Annotated in this window: 16 protein-coding genes; 9 read left to right on the forward strand and 7 right to left on the reverse strand. The window is 73.5% G+C overall.

Annotation, left to right across the window (positions count from 1 at the left end; all coding sequences use genetic code 11):
* Positions 1-194: 194 nt before the first annotated feature.
* The 4 genes from ACFRFC_RS05170 to ACFRFC_RS05185 all read right to left on the reverse strand — a co-directional run bounded on the left by ACFRFC_RS05170 (position 195) and on the right by ACFRFC_RS05185 (position 4,990).
* Positions 195-2,639, reverse strand: a complete 2,445-nt coding sequence (locus tag ACFRFC_RS05170; RefSeq protein WP_382683243.1) for a right-handed parallel beta-helix repeat-containing protein — start codon at positions 2,637-2,639, stop codon at positions 195-197.
* A 129-nt stretch (positions 2,640-2,768) separates the two neighbouring features.
* Positions 2,769-3,371 (reverse strand): hypothetical protein, encoded by a 603-nt coding sequence (locus ACFRFC_RS05175; protein ID WP_382683240.1) that lies wholly within the window; start codon positions 3,369-3,371, stop codon positions 2,769-2,771.
* 320 nt (positions 3,372-3,691) lie between these two features.
* Positions 3,692-4,516: an MOSC domain-containing protein gene (locus ACFRFC_RS05180; RefSeq protein ID WP_382683238.1), complete on the reverse strand. Its 825-nt coding sequence runs from the start codon at positions 4,514-4,516 to the stop codon at positions 3,692-3,694.
* 42 nt (positions 4,517-4,558) lie between these two features.
* The gene (locus tag ACFRFC_RS05185) at positions 4,559-4,990 is read right to left on the reverse strand and encodes a DUF6643 family protein (RefSeq protein ID WP_382683235.1); all 432 of its coding nucleotides are present in this window, start codon (positions 4,988-4,990) and stop codon (positions 4,559-4,561) included.
* A gap of 298 nt (positions 4,991-5,288) precedes the next feature.
* Here ACFRFC_RS05185 and ACFRFC_RS05190 point away from each other — a divergent pair, with 298 nt between their 5' ends.
* Positions 5,289-6,572 (forward strand): TerD family protein, encoded by a 1,284-nt coding sequence (locus tag ACFRFC_RS05190; RefSeq protein ID WP_382683748.1) that lies wholly within the window; start codon positions 5,289-5,291, stop codon positions 6,570-6,572.
* 11 nt (positions 6,573-6,583) lie between these two features.
* Here ACFRFC_RS05190 and ACFRFC_RS05195 read toward each other — a convergent pair whose 3' ends face one another.
* A complete protein-coding gene (locus ACFRFC_RS05195; protein WP_382683233.1) occupies positions 6,584-7,777 on the reverse strand; it encodes a glycosyltransferase in 1,194 nt (397 codons plus the stop codon).
* Positions 7,778-7,816: 39 nt separating this feature from the next.
* On the opposite strand from ACFRFC_RS05195, the gene ACFRFC_RS05200 reads away from it, so the two are divergent.
* On the forward strand, positions 7,817-8,608 hold the full coding sequence (locus ACFRFC_RS05200; protein WP_382683230.1) for a glutamate racemase: 792 nt from the start codon (positions 7,817-7,819) through the stop codon (positions 8,606-8,608).
* A gap of 87 nt (positions 8,609-8,695) precedes the next feature.
* On the forward strand, positions 8,696-9,247 hold the full coding sequence (locus ACFRFC_RS05205; RefSeq protein WP_382683228.1) for a hypothetical protein: 552 nt from the start codon (positions 8,696-8,698) through the stop codon (positions 9,245-9,247).
* Positions 9,248-9,305: 58 nt separating this feature from the next.
* Here ACFRFC_RS05205 and ACFRFC_RS05210 read toward each other — a convergent pair whose 3' ends face one another.
* Positions 9,306-10,340, reverse strand: coding sequence for an O-antigen ligase family protein (locus ACFRFC_RS05210; protein ID WP_382683745.1), 1,035 nt, complete (start codon positions 10,338-10,340; stop codon positions 9,306-9,308).
* 329 nt (positions 10,341-10,669) lie between these two features.
* On the opposite strand from ACFRFC_RS05210, the gene lnt reads away from it, so the two are divergent.
* From lnt to ACFRFC_RS05230, 4 genes are all read left to right on the forward strand, one after another.
* Positions 10,670-12,280 carry an apolipoprotein N-acyltransferase gene (gene lnt / locus ACFRFC_RS05215; RefSeq protein ID WP_382683226.1) on the forward strand — a complete coding sequence of 537 codons (1,611 nt, stop codon included), beginning with the start codon at positions 10,670-10,672 and terminating at the stop codon, positions 12,278-12,280.
* A gap of 68 nt (positions 12,281-12,348) precedes the next feature.
* A complete protein-coding gene (locus ACFRFC_RS05220) occupies positions 12,349-12,828 on the forward strand; it encodes an NUDIX domain-containing protein (RefSeq protein WP_382683224.1) in 480 nt (159 codons plus the stop codon).
* A gap of 54 nt (positions 12,829-12,882) precedes the next feature.
* Positions 12,883-13,686 (forward strand): 3-hydroxybutyrate dehydrogenase, encoded by an 804-nt coding sequence (locus ACFRFC_RS05225; protein ID WP_382683222.1) that lies wholly within the window; start codon positions 12,883-12,885, stop codon positions 13,684-13,686.
* A gap of 166 nt (positions 13,687-13,852) precedes the next feature.
* Positions 13,853-15,790, forward strand: coding sequence for a helix-turn-helix domain-containing protein (locus ACFRFC_RS05230; protein ID WP_382683221.1), 1,938 nt, complete (start codon positions 13,853-13,855; stop codon positions 15,788-15,790).
* Positions 15,791-15,799: 9 nt separating this feature from the next.
* Here the strand turns inward: ACFRFC_RS05230 and ACFRFC_RS05235 are convergent, their stop codons facing one another.
* A complete protein-coding gene (locus ACFRFC_RS05235; protein ID WP_382683218.1) occupies positions 15,800-16,306 on the reverse strand; it encodes a cupin domain-containing protein in 507 nt (168 codons plus the stop codon).
* A gap of 141 nt (positions 16,307-16,447) precedes the next feature.
* On the opposite strand from ACFRFC_RS05235, the gene ACFRFC_RS05240 reads away from it, so the two are divergent.
* Entirely contained in the window at positions 16,448-16,882 is a 435-nt protein-coding gene (locus ACFRFC_RS05240; protein WP_382683216.1) for an RrF2 family transcriptional regulator, read from the forward strand.
* Complete coding sequence (locus tag ACFRFC_RS05245) at positions 16,879-17,841, forward strand: DsbA family protein (RefSeq protein ID WP_382683213.1); 963 nt, start codon at positions 16,879-16,881, stop codon at positions 17,839-17,841. The genes ACFRFC_RS05240 and ACFRFC_RS05245 overlap by 4 nt, the downstream gene beginning before the upstream one ends.
* Positions 17,842-18,220 lie beyond the last annotated feature (379 nt).

Raw genomic sequence — 18,220 nt, forward strand, 5'->3', positions numbered from 1 at the left:
GCCCTGCGGCGGGGTGGGCCTTTTGTGCGGTGCAGGGGGTGGCTCGGATCAGTGGGCCCCGGCCCCAGCGGTGTCCCTGGACCCAGCGGGCCCCGGGGCCAGTGGGACGGCCCCCCGGCCCAGCCCAACACCGCGCTCCACCAGCCCACCCCGGCGCCCGGCATGCCGCCGGGGCGCGGCGCGAACGCCGCGGTTCAGGGCAGCTCCGGCAGGTCCTCATCGAACAGGAGGGACAGGTCGTCCTTGCTCGGTTCCGTCAGCTGGGCCACCCGGCTGGCGTGGCGCTCGACCATCGCCTCGAACGTCTGCCGCGCGGTTCGTCCGTTGCCGAAGGCCGGGCCCTTGGGCAGTTCGGCGAAGTACTTCTTGAGCGCCTCCGGAGCGCCCGGCGCCAGCTGGTACTCATGTTCCTCGGCCTGCTGCTGCACGATCCGCAACAGCTCCTCGGGGTTGTAGTCGCCGAAGGTGATGGTCCGCGAGAAGCGGGACGCCACGCCCGGGTTGACCGACAGGAACCGCTCCATCTCGGCGGTGTACCCCGCGACGATCACCACGACCGCGTCCCGCTGGTCCTCCATCAGCTTCACGAGCGTGTCGATGGCCTCCTTGCCGAAGTCCCGGCCCGCGTCCTCCGGCGACAGCGCGTACGCCTCGTCGATGAACAGCACCCCGCCCCGCGCCCGTCCGAACGCCTCCTGGGTGCGGATCGCCGTGGAACCGATGTGCTCGCCGACCAGATCTACCCGCGAGACCTCGACCAGATGGCCCTTCTCCAGCACGCCCAGCGAGGCGAGGATCTCGCCGTACAGCCGGGCGACCGTCGTCTTGCCGGTGCCGGGGGAGCCGGTGAAGACCAGATGCCGCTTGACGGAGGCGGCCTTGAGACCCGCCAGCTGGCGGCGCCGCCCCACCTCGATCATGTCGGTCAGCGCCCGCACCTCGCGCTTGACGCTGTCCAGGCCGACCAGGCCGTCCAGTTCACCGAGCACGGTCGTGGAGCTGCGCGAGGGCTGCTCGGGCCCGGCGGGCGCGGCGGCCGGTACGGGTTCCGGCTCGGAGGTGCGCTGCCCGGGGATCGCCCCGAGCAGGCCCGGCGTCCCGGCCGTCGTCTGCTGGACGGCCGGCTCCGGCGCCGAGGGCCGTATGCCGCCGCTCTCGTCGCTGGTGCAGTCCTCGATCACGGGCCCGGTGCCGGCCGCCCCGTCCGACCCGGCGTCCGCGAACTCGTACCCGCCGCGCGCGCACCGCTCCGTGCGGCACTTGCGCAGGGTCGTGCGGGAGCCGTCTATGACATGGAAGCCGTAGCCGCCGCTGCCCGTCACCCGGCAGTTCAGGAAGCTGCCCCGGCCGCCCGCCGACACATAGAAGCCCGCTTCGGCGGGGGAGTCGACCGTGCAGCGCTCCACGGTGGGGTCGGCGCCCTTGGTGACGATCACCCCGGTCTGGGTGCCCGTCACCGTGCAGTTGCTGAGCGTGCCGCCGCTGCCGTGGTCGCGGAACCAGGCGCCGGTCGCGGCGTCCCGGATCCGGCAGTCGTCGAGCTGGGCGGTGGCGCCGTCGCTCACGGACACCGCCGTGTTGCGCACCTGGGACAGATCGCTGTCGACGACATCCGCGCGCGAACCGCGGTCCAGCACGAACAGCGCGTCCGGCACGTCGTGCACCCGGCAGGAGTCGAGGACCGCGGTGGCGCCGTCGCTCACCCACACCGCCGGATAGTCGCCCGTGGAGTCGAAGATCTCGCACTGATTGGCGTCCACGCGGGTGCCCGGGTCCCACACCGACAGACCGTTGCGGCCGAACTGCCGGACGGTGGTGCGGGTCAGGGTCAGCACCGAGCGGGAACGCAGATCGACCGCGTTCTCCGGGATGTCGTGGATACGGCAGTCGGCCAGGGTCAGCACGGCGTCCGTGTCGAGCGTGACGCCGTCGGCGGTGGTGCGGTGCACATCGCAGTCGGTGAGATGCGCCGTCGCGCGGGCGGTGATCTGCACGCCGCTGCCGCGCACCTCGTAGATCTCGCAGCCGACCGCCTCCACCGCGGAGTTCTCCCCGGTCGCCGTCAGCCCCGCGCCCGAGGTGTGATGCACCCGGCAGCGCTCCAGTCGGGGATGCGCGCCCCCGCGCACGGCTATCCCGGCCTGCCCGGCCGCGACCACCTCGCACTCCTCGAACACCCCGCCCCCGCCGTCGAGCACCGCGATGCCGATGCCCGCCGGATTGTCGACGGTGCACCGCCGCACGGTCGGCCGGGCGCCCCCGCGCACCTCTATCCCGGCGGCGGACCGGGTCACCACCCGCACGTCCGTCAGCTCCGGCGCCCCCTCCTCGACCAGCAGCGCGGGCGCGGCGGAGTCCTGCCCCTCCACCAGCAGATCCTGTACGACGGCGGAGGCCCGCACGGTCAGCGGCACCCCGTCGGCCGGGGCGATGCGCACCGAACCGGGGGAGCCCTCGGGGCCGCGCAGCGTCACCGCGCGCTCCACCACGAGATTCTCCCGGTAGGTGCCGGGGGCGACGGTGAGCACATCACCGTCGGCCGCGGCCTCCAGGGCGGCGGCGAGCGAGGTGTACTCACCTGTGCGGCGCCGCCACCGCGAGGTACCGGTGTGCGTCACCTGGACCGTGCCCTGTGCCATGGCGTTGTTCTGTCCCCACCTCGTCGTACGCGGGTTTGATGCCGAAGAGTTCGGCCGGTCCACCGTAGCGTGCGCGCGGGCGGTGGGTTGACCAGAGCCGAAAGGCCGTCAATTGCCGACCAACGGGCGTCAACTGCCCGTACCGGTTCTGCCCCAGTCCGGGCCCGCGCGGTCCCATGCCCGGTCCCAGTGGGCGTGGCGGAGCGTGACCAGCCGCCGCACGATCAGACGTCTGGAGCCCTCCGCCAGCCCGGCCACGACGAGGGCGGCGCCGAGGCCGGCGAGCACCGCGTGGGTGGTGGCCGTGGCCGGATCCAGCGGCGGGGCGACCGCGTGTCCACTGAGGTCGGTCCAGATCGTGAACCGGTCGCCGGCCTGCGGGGAGGTCAGCTGGGCCAGCACGGGCCCGCGATGCTCGCTGCCGTCCGGTGCCGTCCAGTCGGCGAGGACTCTGCTGCGGGTGTCCTGGGCCGCGGCCTCGGGGTCGATGTCCAGCACACCGCGGTCCAGCTCGCGCACCACCGTGGCCGTCACCTGGAGCCGGGAGCTGCGCTGTTCGTGCACCGACCGGTCCAGGGCGTCCTGGGCGGTGAGACCGGCCAGGACCCCGAGCACGGGTGCCGCCACCACGATCAGCAGCAGGGCGGCCAGGGCCACCCAGGACTCCACCAGATCGGTTTTCCGGCACAGCGGATTGTGCCGCCAGCTCCACAGACCCTTGATCGCTCGCACAGTGCCGTACCCCCTTCCCCGATCCGTGATAACCCGACGCAGGGCCCCACGCGGAGCCAACCGGTCGAAGAGAGAGCGAAATCACCCCGGCCGGACCGCTCGCGCAGCTCTCACGTGCCTCTCAGGAATCCCATCAGAAATCCCAACGGACAAGGCCCCAGGAGGGGTTCCCACGGGCGGGCTCCCTGCGGGTGAGAACGGTGCTCGGCGCACGGTGCCCGACGGGTGTGAACGGCTCATCGTCCGGCTGCCCGTCCAAACTGCCCGTCCGCCTGCCCGATCGCCTGCCCGATCGGCTGATCGTTCGGCCGGCCGCTCGGCTAATCGAGGATCCGGACCGGATCGCCCACGCGGACCGTGCCGGTGGACAACGGCACCAGATTCTGGCCGAAGACCAGCTTGCCGCCGATCCGGCGATGCCGTCCGAGGGTGAACAGCGGCTCCTTGCCGCGCGCCGAGGTGCCCTGGTCCGTGGTCGTCACCACGCACCGCCCGCACATCTTCGCGACCCGGAACCGCACCGGCCCGATCGCGAGCCGCGACCAGTGGTCCTCGGCCCACGGCTCGGTCCCCGAGACCACCACATTGGGCCGGAAGCGATTCATCGGCAGCGGGCCCTCGGCGGCGTGGGGGCCGCTCGCGACCAGTGAGTTGAGGGCGTCCAGGGAGGCGGTGGTGGTCAGCAGCAGCGGGTAGCCGTCGGCGAAGCTGACCGTCTCGCCGGGCAGCGCGAAGTCCGGGTCGACGGGCCGGCGGGTGGCCGGATCGTCCATGTGCACCAGCCGGACCTCGGCGCCGAGGAAGGCGCTGCACCACGCGTGCGCGGCGGCGCCGGCGAGCACGCCCTCCACCTTGTTGCCGAAGATCTCCAGTGTGACCGTCGCGTCCGGCTCGGGGACCGGCACGGCCAGCGGCTCCAGGGCGGGCGCGGACAGCAGGACGCCGCCGCCGGGCTCCGGCTCGGCGGCGGCCTGCGCGAGGAGCGGCTGCTGGCGTTGGGTGACGACCTTTCCCCCGTCGTCGATCAGCACCCAGCGGCGGTCACCGGCCGGCCCCCAGGGCTCCATCACGCACTCCGGGAGCGACAGTCCCCGCAGCGCCTTGACCGGATGGATGTGTATCGACTTCAGCCACGCGTTCCCCATACGGCCATCGTGCCAGGCGGCACCGACAGCCGGCGGCGGAGATCAGTAGCCGCGGTACTGCTGGTTGTTGTACGGGTCCTGGTAGCCGCCGGGCGCGGGGCGTGGCGCGGCCGGGCGCATCGCCTCGTAGCCGGCGGCGCCGGGAGCGGCGGGCCGGGGCTGCTGCGGCTGCGGACCGGGGTATCCGCGCGGCGCGGCGGCCTGGTGCGGGATGTACGCCGCGGGCGCCTGCTGCAACGGGGCGGGCTGCTGGGCCTGTGGGTAGCCGTAGAGGGGCTGGGACGGAGCCGCCGGGAGGGCGGGGAGCGCCGGCGGCAGCGCGGGCAGGTGACTGCCCGTGTCGTAGGCGGCGGGGACTCTGATCGGGGCGATCTGCGGGGTGCCCCGCTCGGCCACGAGCGAGTCGTAGATCGGAGTGTCCGGGAAGGAGGCGGAGTAGTAGCCGCCGCCATAAGTGGAGCGGGGGGAGGTCATGGCACATAAGTTAAGCCCACGATGTGCTGGTTGTGGAGACCGATAAGAGGGTTGATTTCCGTGTCGCCGGTGACTCAGGATCGCCAATCCGAGCGAACTTGGGAGAAAAGGGCGGAAGTCCGCGTTGGGATCGTGTAAAGGCTCAGTTCCCGGCGGGTTACCGGCGGTTGACCATAGGGGTTCACACCTCACCCGGACGGGCGTCCGAGGGCCCCGGGGAATAGGTTGGCAGGACGGAAACCAGGATTGTCCGGGAGCGCCGTGCGGCGCGACGCACAAGATGGGGGCGGACATGTCAATGCCGAAAGGGTCGAACGTTCCGGTGCCGGCTTCGGCGCTACGGGTCGAGGTCGCCTGGCGCGCGGGTGCCGGGGTGCCCGACGCGGACGCCTCCGCGCTGCTGCTGGTGGCCGGGAAGGTCCGCTCCGACGCCGACCTCGTCTTCTACAACCAGCCGTCGCACACCTCGGGCGCCGTCCGTCACGAGGGCAAGCGGAACGCGGGCGGCAGGGTGACCGACTCCCTGACCGTCGACCTCGCGCGCGTGGAGCCCGCCGTCGAGACCGTCGTCCTCGCCGCCTCCGCCGACGGCGGCACCTTCGGCCAGGTGCCCGACCTCTCCATCGAAGTCCGCGACACCGGCCGCGACACCGTGGTCGCCCGCTTCGAGCCCACCGGCGCCACCGTCGAGACCGCCTTCGTCCTCGGCGAGTTCTACCGCCGCCAGGGCGCCTGGAAGTTCCGCGCGGTCGGCCAGGGCTACGACCGGGGCCTGGAGGGTCTCGCCACGGACTTCGGCATCTCCGTCGACGAACCCCAGCAGCCCGCCGCGCCGCCGCCCTCCCCACGACCGCGCTCGCAGCCGGTCCCCGCCGCGCCCGCCCGGCCGCTGACCCCGCCCGCGCCCGCCACACCGCCCGCGCCCGCCGCGTCCGCGCAGCCCGTGCGGCTGACCAAGGTGACGCTCACCAAGTCCGCCCCGGCCGTCTCGCTGACCAAGCAGGGCGGCACCTCCGGCGCGATGCGCGTCAATCTCAACTGGGAGGTGCACAAGCAGTTCAAGGGCTGGGGCAGCAAACTCGGCCGCGCGATGGCCATGCACGCCGACCTCGACCTGGACCTGTGCGCCCTGTACGAACTCGCCGACGGCAGCAAGGGCGTCGTACAGGCCCTCGGCAACGCCTATGGAGCCCTCGACCGCCCGCCCTTCATCCACCTCGACGGCGACGACCGCACCGGCTCCAGAGCGAGCGGTGAGAACCTCACCGTCAACCTCGACTTCCAGCGGCACTTCCGGCGCATCCTCGTCTTCGTCACCGTCTACGAGGGCGCCCGCTCCTTCGCCGACCTGCACGCCACCGTCACCCTGACCCCGCAGTTCGGCGCCCCGATCGACTTCTCCCTCGACGAGTGCACGGTCCCCTCCACGGTCTGCGCCCTGGCCCTGATCACCCACACGGACGGCGAACTCATCGTGCGGCGCGAGGCCCGCTATCTGGTGCCCGAGCGCGGGGTGAGCCCGCAGCGCACCGTCGACCGCGCCTATGGCTGGGGCATGGACTGGACGCCGGGCCGCAAGTAGGCGGCGCCGTCTCAGCCCTCGTCGGGCACGGCGTCCGGACGCGCATAGGTGCGGCCCTTCCAGGCCGCGCCGCGCCCCCGGTAGTGCTGCACCGCCGAGTCCACCGTCATCAGCAGATAGAGGAACGCCGTGAACGGCAGCAAGGGCGCGAGCCACAGCGGCTGACGGTAGTAGCGGAGCATCGGCACATACGTCCCCGTCATCACCAGCCATGCCGCCGCGCCGAGCAGCGCGGTCGCCGCGCTCCCGGTGGCCGCGCCGGCCAGCAGGGCGACGGGCGGCACCAGATAGACGAGGGCGAGTCCGGCCACGGTGCCCGCCAGGAGCGCGGGCTGGTGCCTCAATTGCGCATAGGCGCTGCGCGAGACCATCCGCCACAGGTCGTGCAGCCGGGGATACGGGCGGATGCTGTGCACCCGGTCGGCCAGCCCCAGCCAGATGTGCCCGCCGCCGCCCTTCACCGCGCGGGCGAGCGCCACGTCGTCGATCACGGCGTGCCGGATGGTGTCCGGGACGCGCGCCCGCTCGGCCGCCTCCGCGCGCAGCAGCACACAGCCCCCGGCCGCGGCGGCCGTCCGTGAACCCCTGCGGCCGATCCGGCGGAACGGATACAGCTGCGCGAAGAAGTAGACGAAGGCGGGCACCACCAGCCGCTCCCACCCGCTCGCCACCCGCAGCCGGGCCATCTGCGACACCAGGTCGAATCCGCCGCCATGGGCCGCGGCCACCAGCTCCCGCAGACTGTCCGGCTCATGGGCGATGTCCGCGTCCGTCAGCAGCAGGAATTCCGGCCCACGCGCGCGGGCGAGTCCCATCCCGTGGCGCACGGCCCACAGTTTGCCGGTCCAGCCCGCGGGCGGCTCGCCCGGCGAGTCCACGGTGAGTGCCAACCCGCCATGCCTGCCCGCCAGTTCCCGGGCCAGGTCCCCGGTGCCGTCGGAGCTGCCGTCGTCGACCAGGATCACCTCGGCCCGCCCCGGATACTCCTGGGCGAGCAGCGAGGGCAGGCTCAGCGGCAGCACTTCCGCCTCGTCGCGGGCGGGGACGACGACACAGACGTAGGGCCACGACCGCGGTTCGCGGCGGCCGGGCAGCCGGATGTCGGTCCGCCAGAAGAAGCCCTGGCACAGCAGCAGCCACAGCCACGCGGCGAGCGATCCGGTGGCGATCCAGGCGAAGACGGTCACCCGCGCAGTCTGCCCCACGGCACCGGTCCGACACGGGCCATCGTTTATCGTGGCCGGGTGAAGATCGCGCTCATGGACTCCGGAATCGGCCTGCTGGCGGCGACCGCCGCGGTACGACGCCTTCGCCCCGACGCGGATCTCGTCCTCTCCCTCGACCCCGACGGAATGCCCTGGGGGCCACGCACCCCCGAGGACCTCACCCGGCGGGCCGTGGATGTCGCCCGCGCCGCCGCCGCCCACCGCCCCGAGGCCCTGATCGTCGGCTGCAACACCGCCACCGTGCACGCCCTGACCGCCCTGCGCGACCTCCTGGAGCCCGGCCTGCCGGTGATCGGCACGGTCCCCGCGATCAAGCCCGCCGCGGCCGGCGGCGGCCCCGTCGCCATCTGGGCCACCCCCGCCACCACCGGCAGCCCCTACCAGCGCGGACTGATCCAGGACTTCGCCGACGGCGTCCCCGTCACCGAGGTGCCCTGCTGGGGACTGGCCGAAGCGGTCGAACGCGCGGACGAGGCCGCGATCGACGCCGCCGTCACCGCCGCCGCCGCCCTGACCCCCCGCGAGGTGACGACCGTCGTCCTGGGCTGCACCCATTACGAACTGGTCGCCGAACGCATCCGCACCGCCGTCCAGCGCCCCGGCCTGCCTCCACTGGTCCTGCACGGTTCCGCCGGAGCGGTGGCCGCGCAGGCCCTGCGCAGAATCGGCGCCGCGCCCGCCCCGGACGCATCCCCGGCAGGCACGGTGACCGTCCTCCTGAGCGGGCGCGCGGGCGGTCTCCCGGAGCCCGCGCTGGCCTACGCGGAGGGCCGGCTGCTGCGTACGGCCGCCCCCGCGCGCGTGGTGTAGCCGCCCGGGACGGGCGGGCCGCCGTCCGGAGCATTCACCGTGTGCATCGAACTACCAGCGGAGCGAAACCTGAGTAGTCTCGAAGGCATGAGGGACCACCCCCAGGATGCGGACGCGGACGCGTCGCACCCCGATGTCTGGACCGGACAGGCCACCAACCGTGTTCAGTGGCTGCTGGCGCTGGTCGGCTTCGCCTGCGTGGCGCTCGGTATCGAACTTGCCGTCGACTCCGCGTGGACGGCGGGTTCGGCCCCCCTGGTGATGTCCGTGGTCGGCTGCATCCTGGCCGGTCTGCTGGTCCTGTTCGGGACCCTCGCCTTCGTCAGCGTCGCCCTGAAGGTCGACAAGGACTCCCTGGAAGTGCGCTGCGGCCATATCGGCGTGCCGCGCCGCCGCATTCCCCTCTCCCATGTCGTCGGCGCCGACTTCGTCGCGCATGTGACCCCCCGCCACTGGGGCGGCTGGGGCTACCGCTGGCGGCCCGACATGGGCACGGCCGTCGTCGTGCGCCAGGGCGAGGGACTGGTCCTGCGGCTGTGGGACGGCCACACCTTCACCATCACGGTCGACGACGCGGAGGCGGCCGTACGGGTGATCCGCGACCGGCTGCGCACCACCACGCCGGACACGGCCCACTGACCTGACCTGGTCTGATCAGATCAGACCAGACGCCCGGCCCCGGCTCCGATGTCCGGTCTCACCCGTTCGGCCCCTCCTGGGCTCGGCGATCGTGGCGCCTCTCCTCCGTATCGGGAATATCCGAAATGTCGGGTGTGGCGGTGCCGTCGGGGAGCGGGCGCGCGGTCGCCAGGCCCGCCAGCAGGCCCGCTCCCGCCGTCACGGCGGTGAAGCTCAGCGCGTTGCCCACGGCGGCGATCGCCGCGACGGCCGTCAGCGCGGCGCCCGCGGTGAGCGCGACCGGCGTGGGACTGGCGGTGCGCCACAGCGCGAGCAGCACCCAGCAGAAGGCCGCCCCGAGCAGTGCCACCCCGATCACCCCCTGCTCGGCCGCCTGCTGGAGCAGCGCGGAGTGCGGTTTCCCGTCGGACGTCGGCGCGGCGCCGGCGGCCGGGCTCAGTTCCCCGAACCGCCCCGGGCCCACGCCCAGCACCGGCTCCTGGTCCAGCAGCCGCAGCGCGTCCCGCCACAGCGCCACGCGGGCGGCGGTGAGCTGACCCTCCAGCGTCGCGGCGAGTCCGTCCGGGAGCACCTTCGCGGCCACCGCCCAGGCCGTCGCGGTGACCCCGGCCGCGGCCAGGGCCAGCCCGGCGATCCCGGTCCCGCGTCGCCGCATCCGGCCCGCCGCGAGCGACGCCAGCAGGACCACGGCACACGCGACCGCGCCGGTCAGCGACCCCAGGAACGCCGCCGTCACCGCGGCCCCGGCCGCCAGCAGCCGCATCGCCAGCCGGATCGCGGGCGCCGACGCCTCCCACGCGGCACAGCAGGCGGCACCCGCGGCCAGGGTGAGCAGCGCGGCGGTGGCCCCGAGATGGCCCAGCGGCGCCCCCGGCCGCGGCCCCGCCGACAGTTGCGGGACGACCACCGGCAGCGCGATCCCGGCCAGCGCCGCCGTACCCGGGGCGGCGACCGGCAACAGCGCCCCCGTGATCCGGCCCGCGGCATGTCCGGCGGCCACCGCCAGCACCGCCAGGAGTGCCCCCTCCGGCCGTCCGTCGTGCACGGCCGCCGTGATCAGCGACCAGATCGCACAGCCGCCCAGCACGGCCATCCCCGCCGCGTCGGAAACGTTTCGTCTGTCGTCCTCGGCCGCCGCGCCGGCCGTGGACACACTCCTCGTGGACCCCACCCGTCCCCCCGGACCTTCTCCCCGGCCCCGCCCGCGCGCGTAGCCACGACCGCACGCCACGGGGCTCCGCACACCGTAACGGCTGATCGACCCTTTGTGGATGAGGGGTGACGAAGTGTGCGGAACGTGTGCGCGGGGCGCCCCGGGGGCCGGGCGTGGCCCCGGGCCCGGCCTCCTTCGCCCAGGTCGGGGCACCCGCCCGCCCAGGGCCGTCCTGTCGGCCGCTCAGGATGCCGCCGTACACTCCCCGGGTGACCGTCACCGCGACTCCCGTCGGCGAACCTGACCAGGTCGAACCGCCGCCCGCGCCCGCCGCGTGGCGCCGCTGGCCCGCGCGTCTGGTCCCGCCCGCCGTAGCGGCGCTCTCCGGAGTGCTGCTCTACATCAGCTTCCCGCCCCGCACCCTGTGGTGGCTGGCCCTGCCGGCGTTCGCGGGCTTCGGCTGGGTGCTGCGCGGACGCGGCTGGAAGGCGGGCCTGGGTCTCGGCTACCTCTTCGGCCTCGGTTTCCTGCTGCCGCTGCTGGTGTGGACCGGCGTGGAGGTCGGCCCCGGCCCCTGGCTGGCGCTGGTCGTGATCGAGGCGGTCTTCGTCGCGCTGGTCGGCGCGGGCGTCGCCGCCGTGTCCAAGCTGCCCGGCTGGCCGGTGTGGGCCGCCGCCGTATGGATCGCCGGAGAGGCGGCACGCGCGCGTGTGCCCTTCAGCGGCTTCCCCTGGGGCAAGATCGCCTTCGGCCAGGCCGACGGCGTGTTCCTTCCGCTCGCCGCCGTCGGCGGCACCCCGGTGCTCGGCTTCGCCGTCGTCCTCGCGGGCTTCGGTGTGTACGACGTCGTCCGCGTCGCCCTCGAAACGCGCCGCACGCGCGCGCTGCGCCGGGGCGCCGCCGCGGTGGCCCTGCTCAGCGTGGCCGTCCCCGTGGTGGGCGCGTTCGCCGCCCGCCCGCTGGTCAGCGACGAGGCCGAGGACGGCACCGCGACCGTCGCGGTCGTCCAGGGCAACGTCCCGCGCGCGGGACTCGACTTCAACTCCCAGCGCCGCGCGGTGCTCGACTACCACGCCCGGGAAACCGAACAGCTCGCCGCCGACGTGGCCGCGGGCAAGGTCCCCCAGCCCGACTTCGTGCTGTGGCCGGAGAACTCCTCCGACATCGACCCCTTCACCAACCCCGACGCCCGTGCGGTGATCGACCAGGCCGCTCAGGCGATCGGCGTGCCCATCTCGGTCGGCGGCGTCGTCGAGCGCGACGGGAAACTCCTCAACGAGCAGATCCTCTGGGACCCCGAGCAGGGGCCCGTCGACACCTACGACAAGCGGCAGATCCAGCCCTTCGGCGAGTACCTTCCGCTGCGCTCCCTGATCGGCGCCATCAATAGCGAGTGGACCAGCATGGTCGCCCAGGACTTCAGCCGGGGCACCGAGCCGGGCGTGTTCACCATGGACGGCACCACGGTCGGCCTGGTCACCTGCTACGAGGCCGCCTTCGACTGGGCCGTGCGCTCCGAGGTCACCGACGGCGCCCAGATGATCTCCGTACCCAGCAACAACGCCACCTTCGACCGCAGCGAGATGACCTACCAGCAGCTCGCCATGTCCCGCGTCCGCGCGGTCGAGCACAGCCGCACCGTCACCGTCCCGGTCACCAGCGGCGTGAGCGCGATCATCATGCCGGACGGCACCATCACCCAGCGCACCGGCATGTTCGTCGCCGACACACTCGTCCAGGAGGTGCCGTTGCGCTCCTCGCAGACGCCCGCCACCCGGCTGGGCGTACTGCCGGAGATCGCTCTGGTGCTGATCGCCGCCGGCGGCCTCGGCTGGGCGATCGGTGCCGGTGTGCGCGGGCGGCGCGCGGGTGGCGCGTAGCGGTACGACCGCCGTACGCCCCTTGAATCGGCCAGGAGCGGGCGAAGGGCGCCGCTAGGGTCGGGGGCATGGCTACTCCTGACTTCATCACCGAACTGCGCGAGTCCGCAGGCCATCAGCTGCTGTGGCTCCCCGGGGTCACCGCCGTCGTCTTCGACGACGAGGGCAGGGTGCTGCTGAACCGGCGGTCGGACACCCGCAGGTGGTCGCTGATCGGCGGCATCCCGGACCCGGGCGAGCAGCCCGCGGCCTGCGCGGTGCGCGAGGTGCAGGAGGAGACCGCCGTGCACTGCCTCGCCGAGCGGGTGGTCCTCGTCCAGGCACTGTCCCCGGTGACGTACGAGAACGGGGACGTCTGCCAGTACATGGACATCACGTTCCGCTGCCGTGCGCTCGGCGGGGAGGCCCGGGTCAACGATGACGAGTCGCTGGACGTGGGCTGGTTCCCGGTCGACGGGCTGCCGGACCTGAACGAGTTCGGTGTGCTGCGGATCAAGCAGGCCATGGCCGAGGCCCCCACATGGTTCGACACCACGACTTCCCTGTGAGGTGTGGGGGCCGACCACATGGGTGAGGGGGCTGGGGAGGCTTAGTGTCGGCGCATGACCACGCCCAGCCCCGGACCGGCCCCGACGAAGATCACCCCGCCCGACCTCGGTGGGCGTACGGCCCTGGTCACCGGGGCCGCCAGCGGTATCGGGCGGGCCTGCGCGCTGCGGCTGGCGTCCGCCGGGGCCCGGGTCAGGGCGGTCGACCGGGACGCCGCCGGGCTGGACGCCCTCGCCGGGCTCGCCGCCGGCCTGCCGGGCCCGGTCGAGGCGCACGTCCTGGACCTGACGGATCTCGACGCCGCCGAGCAGGCCGCCGCGGGCACCGACGTGCTGGTCAACAACGCCGGGCTCCAGCTGGTCCGGCCGATCGAGGACTTCCCGCCGGAGGTCTTCCACACGGTCCTCACCGTGATGCTGGAAGCCCCCTTCCGGCTGATCCGGGGCGCCCTGCCGCACATGTACGGACAGGGCTGGGGCCGCATCGTCAACATCTCCTCCGTGCACGGCCTGCGCGCCTCCCCCTACAAGTCGGCGTATGTCGCCGCCAAGCACGGCCTGGAGGGACTGTCGAAGACGGCGGCGCTGGAGGGCGCCCCGCACGGCGTCACCTCGAACTGTGTGAACCCCGGCTATGTCCGCACCCCGCTGGTCGAGCGGCAGCTCGCGGACCAGGCGACCGCCCACGGCATCCCCGTGGAGCGGGTGCTCACGGAGGTGCTGCTGAGCGACAGCGCGGTCAAACGGCTGATCGAACCGGAGGAGGTCGCCGAGGCCGTCGCCTATCTGTGCGGGCCGTGGGCGTCCTCCGTCACCGGGACCTCACAGGTGCTGGACGGGGGCTGGACCGCGCACTGAGTGCGTGCCACGTATGCGCTGGGATTGCGCTGCTGGGTGCTTTGTCGGGGGCATCCCGTAGGGGGTCCCGCGGGGTGGCCCTGGTTTTCCACAGGCCGGTGGTCCGGTCGTCGGGGGTTGTCCACAGGGCTGACGGGGTGGGTGGCGGATGGGTCATCCTGGGCACATGTCCCGCGATCACGTGCAGTCCGCCGAGCGCCCCGCCGCCGCAGACCCACCGGGCGGCGCCGAGGTGCCGTTCCTGGAGCTGCTGGCCCGTGGCGCCCCCGTCGACGCCTATGAGCAGCCGGTGCTGCGGGCCCGTGCCGAGGGCCGGGCGCCCGAGGGGATCGCCGCGCTGGAGACCGCCAAGCTGCGCGCCCTGCGGGTGCGCGCCGAGCTGGAGGGCCGCAGGCGCCGCGAGGCCGAGCTGTCCGCGCTGTTCGAGACCGCCCACGACCTGGCGGGACTGCGCGATCTGGACGCCGTGCTCCAGGCGATCGTGCAGCGCGCCCGCTCCCTGCTCGGCACGGACGTCGCCTACCTCAGCCTCAACGACCCCGAGCGCGGTGACACCTATATGCGGGTCACCGAGGGTTCGGTCGCGGCCCGCTTCCAGCAGCTGCGCCTCGGCATGGGGGAGGGGCTGGGAGGACTGGTCGCCCAGACCGCCCGGCCGTACGTCACCGACGACTACTTCCACGACGAGCGCTTCCGGCACACCATGACGATCGACACGGGCGTGCGGGACGAGGGCCTGGTGGCGATCCTCGGCGTCCCCCTCATGCTCGGGCAGCAGGTGATCGGCGTGCTGTTCGCCGCGGACCGGCGGGCGAGGGTGTTCGAGCGGGAGCAGATCGCGCTCCTCGGCTCCTTCGCGGCGCTCGCCGCGGCGGCCATCGACACCACCCATCTGCTCACCGAGACCCGTTCGGCCCTCGCCGGCCTGGAGCGCGCCAACGAGATCATCCGCGACCGCAGCGCCGTCATCGAGCGCGCCGCCGAGGTGCACGACCGGCTCGCCGAACTGGTGCTGCGCGGCGGCGGTGTGCACGACGTGGCCGCCGCCGTCTCCGAGGTCCTCGAAGGCACGGTCCGCTTCACCGAGGCGGACGCGACACCCGCAGCCCCGCTGGAGGCATCGCGCGCCGACGGACACGCCGTACGGCACAAGGACGACTGGATCGCCGCCGTCGCCGCGGGTGACGAACTCCTCGGCGCCCTCGTCCTACGCGGCCATCCCGGCCTCGACCCGGTCGACCAGCGCACCCTGGAGCGGGCCGCGATGGTCACGTCCCTGCTGCTGCTCGCCCGCCGCTCGGCGGCCGAGGCCGAACAGCGGGTCCGCGGGGAACTCCTGGACGACCTCCTCGACACCCGCGACCACGACCCGCGTCTGCTGCGCGAGCGCGCGGCCCGGCTGCGTGCCGACCTCGACGCCACCCATGTCGTGCTGGCCGCCCGTCTCGACGGCACCGCCGCCGACGCCGAACAGGAGGCCGCCGCCCGCCGCCGCCTGTGGTCCGCCGCCTCCCACCTGGCCGCCACCCGGCACGGCCTGGCCGCCGCGCGCGACGGCGGCACGGTCCTGCTGCTGCCCCTCACCGACGGCGACACCGCCACCGACGTGGCCCGCCACACGGCCCGCCGGCTCGGCACCGCCGTCCACGAGGCCGTCACCGTCGGCGCCTCCGCCCCTGTCGAGAATCTCACCGCACACCCCGACGCGATCGCCACCGCCTACGCCGAGGGCCGCCGCTGTCTGGAGGCCCTGCGCCTGCTCGGCCGCACGGGCGACGGCGCCGCCGCCGAGGACTTCGGCTTCCTCGGCCTGCTCCTGGCCGGGGACCGCGACATCGCCGCCTTCGTGGACCGCACCATCGGCGCGGTGGTGGCGTACGACGAGCACAGACACACCGACCTGCTGCGCACCCTGGAGGCCTACTTCGCCTGCGGGATGAGCCCCGCCCGCACGAAGGACGAACTCCACGTCCACGTCAACACGGTCGCCCAGCGCCTGGAGCGTGTCGGGCGCCTCCTGGGCGAGGACTGGCAGAGCCCCGCTCGCCTGCTGGAGATCCAACTGGCCCTGAGACTGCACAGGCTGGCGGCGCCCAGACCGTGAGGGAGCGGCTCACCCGCTGTCGTCCGCCAGCGCGTACAGCCGCGGCAGGTTGACCACGATCGCCTCCTGTGTGCTGCGGGCGATGACGACCACCGCCTCGTCGGCGGGGTCGGGATTCTCCTCGCGGTGGGGGACGTACGGCGGGACGAAGATGTAGTCGCCGGGGGCGGTGCGCAGGCGTACTTCCTCGGGCTCGTCGCCGCTCGCGTCGAGGAACACGAACTCGGGGTGGCCGCTGACGACATAGATGGCGGTCTCCGACTCACCGTGGTGGTGGTCGGAGGAGGCGGTCGCGGGAGCGACATGGGTCTGGCCCATCCAGAGCTTCTCCGAGCCGACGGCCCTGCCGCTGACGGCGGCGAACCGGCGCATGCCTCCGGTCTGGGCCGTGTCGCCGTCGAGCGAGTCGGCGCGGATGTGATGCAGACGGGTGTGCAAGGGGGTGGCCGCGGTGGTGGGGGCGCCGTGGAGATGAGGGTGGAAGCCGTCGCCGGGGGTCGTCAGGGGGTCGCTCATGGGCGGGGACGCTATGGCGGCGCCGAAAAGGATGTCAAGAGGTGTCCATTCCTTTTCACCTGCGGCAATGTTGCCGCAACGGAGGATTGTGGCCGGGAGTGGCCCCGCGCCGGGGAGTTGTCGTCGGGCATGATGGAGGGCATGCATATCTCCGCGAAGGCGGATTACGCCACGCGGGCGCTGCTGGAACTCGCCTGCGAACCGGCCCGCCCGCTCACCTGTGAGGCCATCGCCTCCTCGCAGCAGATTCCGTTCAGATTCCTGAAGTCCGTCGTGGGTGAGTTGCGCAAGGCGGGCCTGGTGCGCAGCCAGCGCGGCTGCGAGGGCGGGTACTGGCTGGGCCGTCCGGCCGGCGAGATCACCCTCCTCGATGTCTCGCGTGCCGTCGACGGCGAGTTGCTCACCCTGCGCGGTGAGCCGCTGACCGGGCTCGACTATCCGGGCGCCGCGGCCGGCCTGCCCGGGATCTGGCGCCGGATCGAGGCCGACGCCGCCGCCGTCCTGGGCGGGGTGACCCTCGCGTCCCTGATGCCCGTGGCCGACAGCGGGCAGTTGAGCCGGAGGGGAGCGGCGTGAGTGCGGTGCCCGGCGGGCCGGGGGTGGAAGTGGTCGAGTACACCGACCCGTTGTGCCCGTGGGCCTGGGGATCGGAGCCGGTGCTGCGCAGGCTGCGCGCGGCCTCGGCCGGCCATGTCGTGTGGCGCCGCGTGTTCTGCATCCTCTTCGACGACGCCGATGACCCACCTCCCGACCCGGCCGCCGAGACCGCCTGGTACGCGCGCTACGTCGAGGAGATCACCGCCCACACCGGCGCTCCCCGGGCGGCGCGTCTCGACCGGGTCGCGGCGAGTTCCTGGCCGGCCTCGCTCGTCGCGAAGGCGGCGGAACTTCAGGGCCCCGATGTGGCCGACCGCGCGCTGCGACGGCTGCGGGAGACAGTGTTCGTCCTGGGGCGGCCCGCGGACACCATGCCGCTGGCCCTGGCGGCGGTGCGGGGCTGCCCCGGTCTGGACCTCGCCCGGTTGTCCGCCGACGCGATGTCCGCACCGGTCCGGGAGCGGGTGCGCGCCGATCACGCCGAGGCGCGGCGCCCGGTCCCCGAGGCGCTGACGGCACACGGTTCCTCGCCGCATCCCGGCGCGGCCAAGGAGACCGCCGACGGCGGCGTGCGGTACGCGCTGCCCACCGTGCTGGTCCGCTCGCCGGGCGGCCACCGGCTGGTGCCGGGCTGGCGCGGCTACGACGAGTACGCCACCGCCGTCACCTCCCTGTGCCCGGAGCCGCTTCCAGAACCGCCCTCGCTCTCCGCCGAAGAGGCGCTGGAGCGGTACGGCAGCCTCACCGACGTCGAGCGCAAGGCCCTGACCCGGGGCGCGTGGCCGCCCGCGCACGCGATCCGCGCCGACACCGGGAACGGGCCTCTGTGGCTGCATCCGAGAGAGGCGGCCGCGCACCCGGCGACGGTCGACCGGGCGGGGCCTGCCGTCGGCACGACCGGTTCGGCCGTCCGCCCGGCGGGGCCCGTTGCCCACTAGGTCGGGCCCGCCGTCGAGCGATCCCGTCCTGCCGCCCTCCAATCCGGTCCCGCCGCCCTCCAGGCCAGGCCCGTCGTCGACCCAACCCGCTTTGCCGTCCACGAGACCGGGCCTGCCGTCGACCCAACCGGTCCCGTCGCCCGCCAGGCCGGCCGGGCTGCCCGGTAAGTTCCGCTGGCCGGCTCCTGACCTGCTGTCAGGTGGGCTCGGTCCGTCCCGCCCAATGAGACACCAATTGGTGTCCATTGACAGCCGGTGAGGTACGACCGCAGGATTGCCGCATGCTCACGACGCACCCCGGTGTGGTGTGCCGCTACGTGGACCTGCGGCGCACCAGCAGCGCTCTCTGTCGCTGAACCGTTCCGCCGCCCCGGCCCTC

It is taken from the genome of Streptomyces sp. NPDC056734 (assembly GCF_042790455.1).
Classification (GTDB): domain Bacteria; phylum Actinomycetota; class Actinomycetes; order Streptomycetales; family Streptomycetaceae; genus Streptomyces.

What these genes read in the sequence shown, in the direction of transcription:
- ACFRFC_RS05180 (WP_382683238.1), bottom strand. Translation starts at nt 4,516, where the DNA reads ATGGGGAACGCGTGGCTGAAGTCGATACACATCCATCCGGTCAAGGCG.
- ACFRFC_RS05170 (WP_382683243.1), bottom strand. Translation starts at nt 2,639, where the DNA reads ATGGCACAGGGCACGGTCCAGGTGACGCACACCGGTACCTCGCGGTGG.
- ACFRFC_RS05225 (WP_382683222.1), top strand. Translation starts at nt 12,883, where the DNA reads ATGACCACGCCCAGCCCCGGACCGGCCCCGACGAAGATCACCCCGCCC.
- ACFRFC_RS05220 (WP_382683224.1), top strand. Translation starts at nt 12,349, where the DNA reads ATGGCTACTCCTGACTTCATCACCGAACTGCGCGAGTCCGCAGGCCAT.
- ACFRFC_RS05210 (WP_382683745.1), bottom strand. Translation starts at nt 10,340, where the DNA reads ATGGCCGTGCTGGGCGGCTGTGCGATCTGGTCGCTGATCACGGCGGCC.
- ACFRFC_RS05235 (WP_382683218.1), bottom strand. Translation starts at nt 16,306, where the DNA reads ATGAGCGACCCCCTGACGACCCCCGGCGACGGCTTCCACCCTCATCTC.
- ACFRFC_RS05230 (WP_382683221.1), top strand. Translation starts at nt 13,853, where the DNA reads ATGTCCCGCGATCACGTGCAGTCCGCCGAGCGCCCCGCCGCCGCAGAC.
- ACFRFC_RS05205 (WP_382683228.1), top strand. Translation starts at nt 8,696, where the DNA reads ATGAGGGACCACCCCCAGGATGCGGACGCGGACGCGTCGCACCCCGAT.
- ACFRFC_RS05240 (WP_382683216.1), top strand. Translation starts at nt 16,448, where the DNA reads ATGCATATCTCCGCGAAGGCGGATTACGCCACGCGGGCGCTGCTGGAA.
- ACFRFC_RS05185 (WP_382683235.1), bottom strand. Translation starts at nt 4,990, where the DNA reads ATGACCTCCCCCCGCTCCACTTATGGCGGCGGCTACTACTCCGCCTCC.
- ACFRFC_RS05190 (WP_382683748.1), top strand. Translation starts at nt 5,289, where the DNA reads ATGCCGAAAGGGTCGAACGTTCCGGTGCCGGCTTCGGCGCTACGGGTC.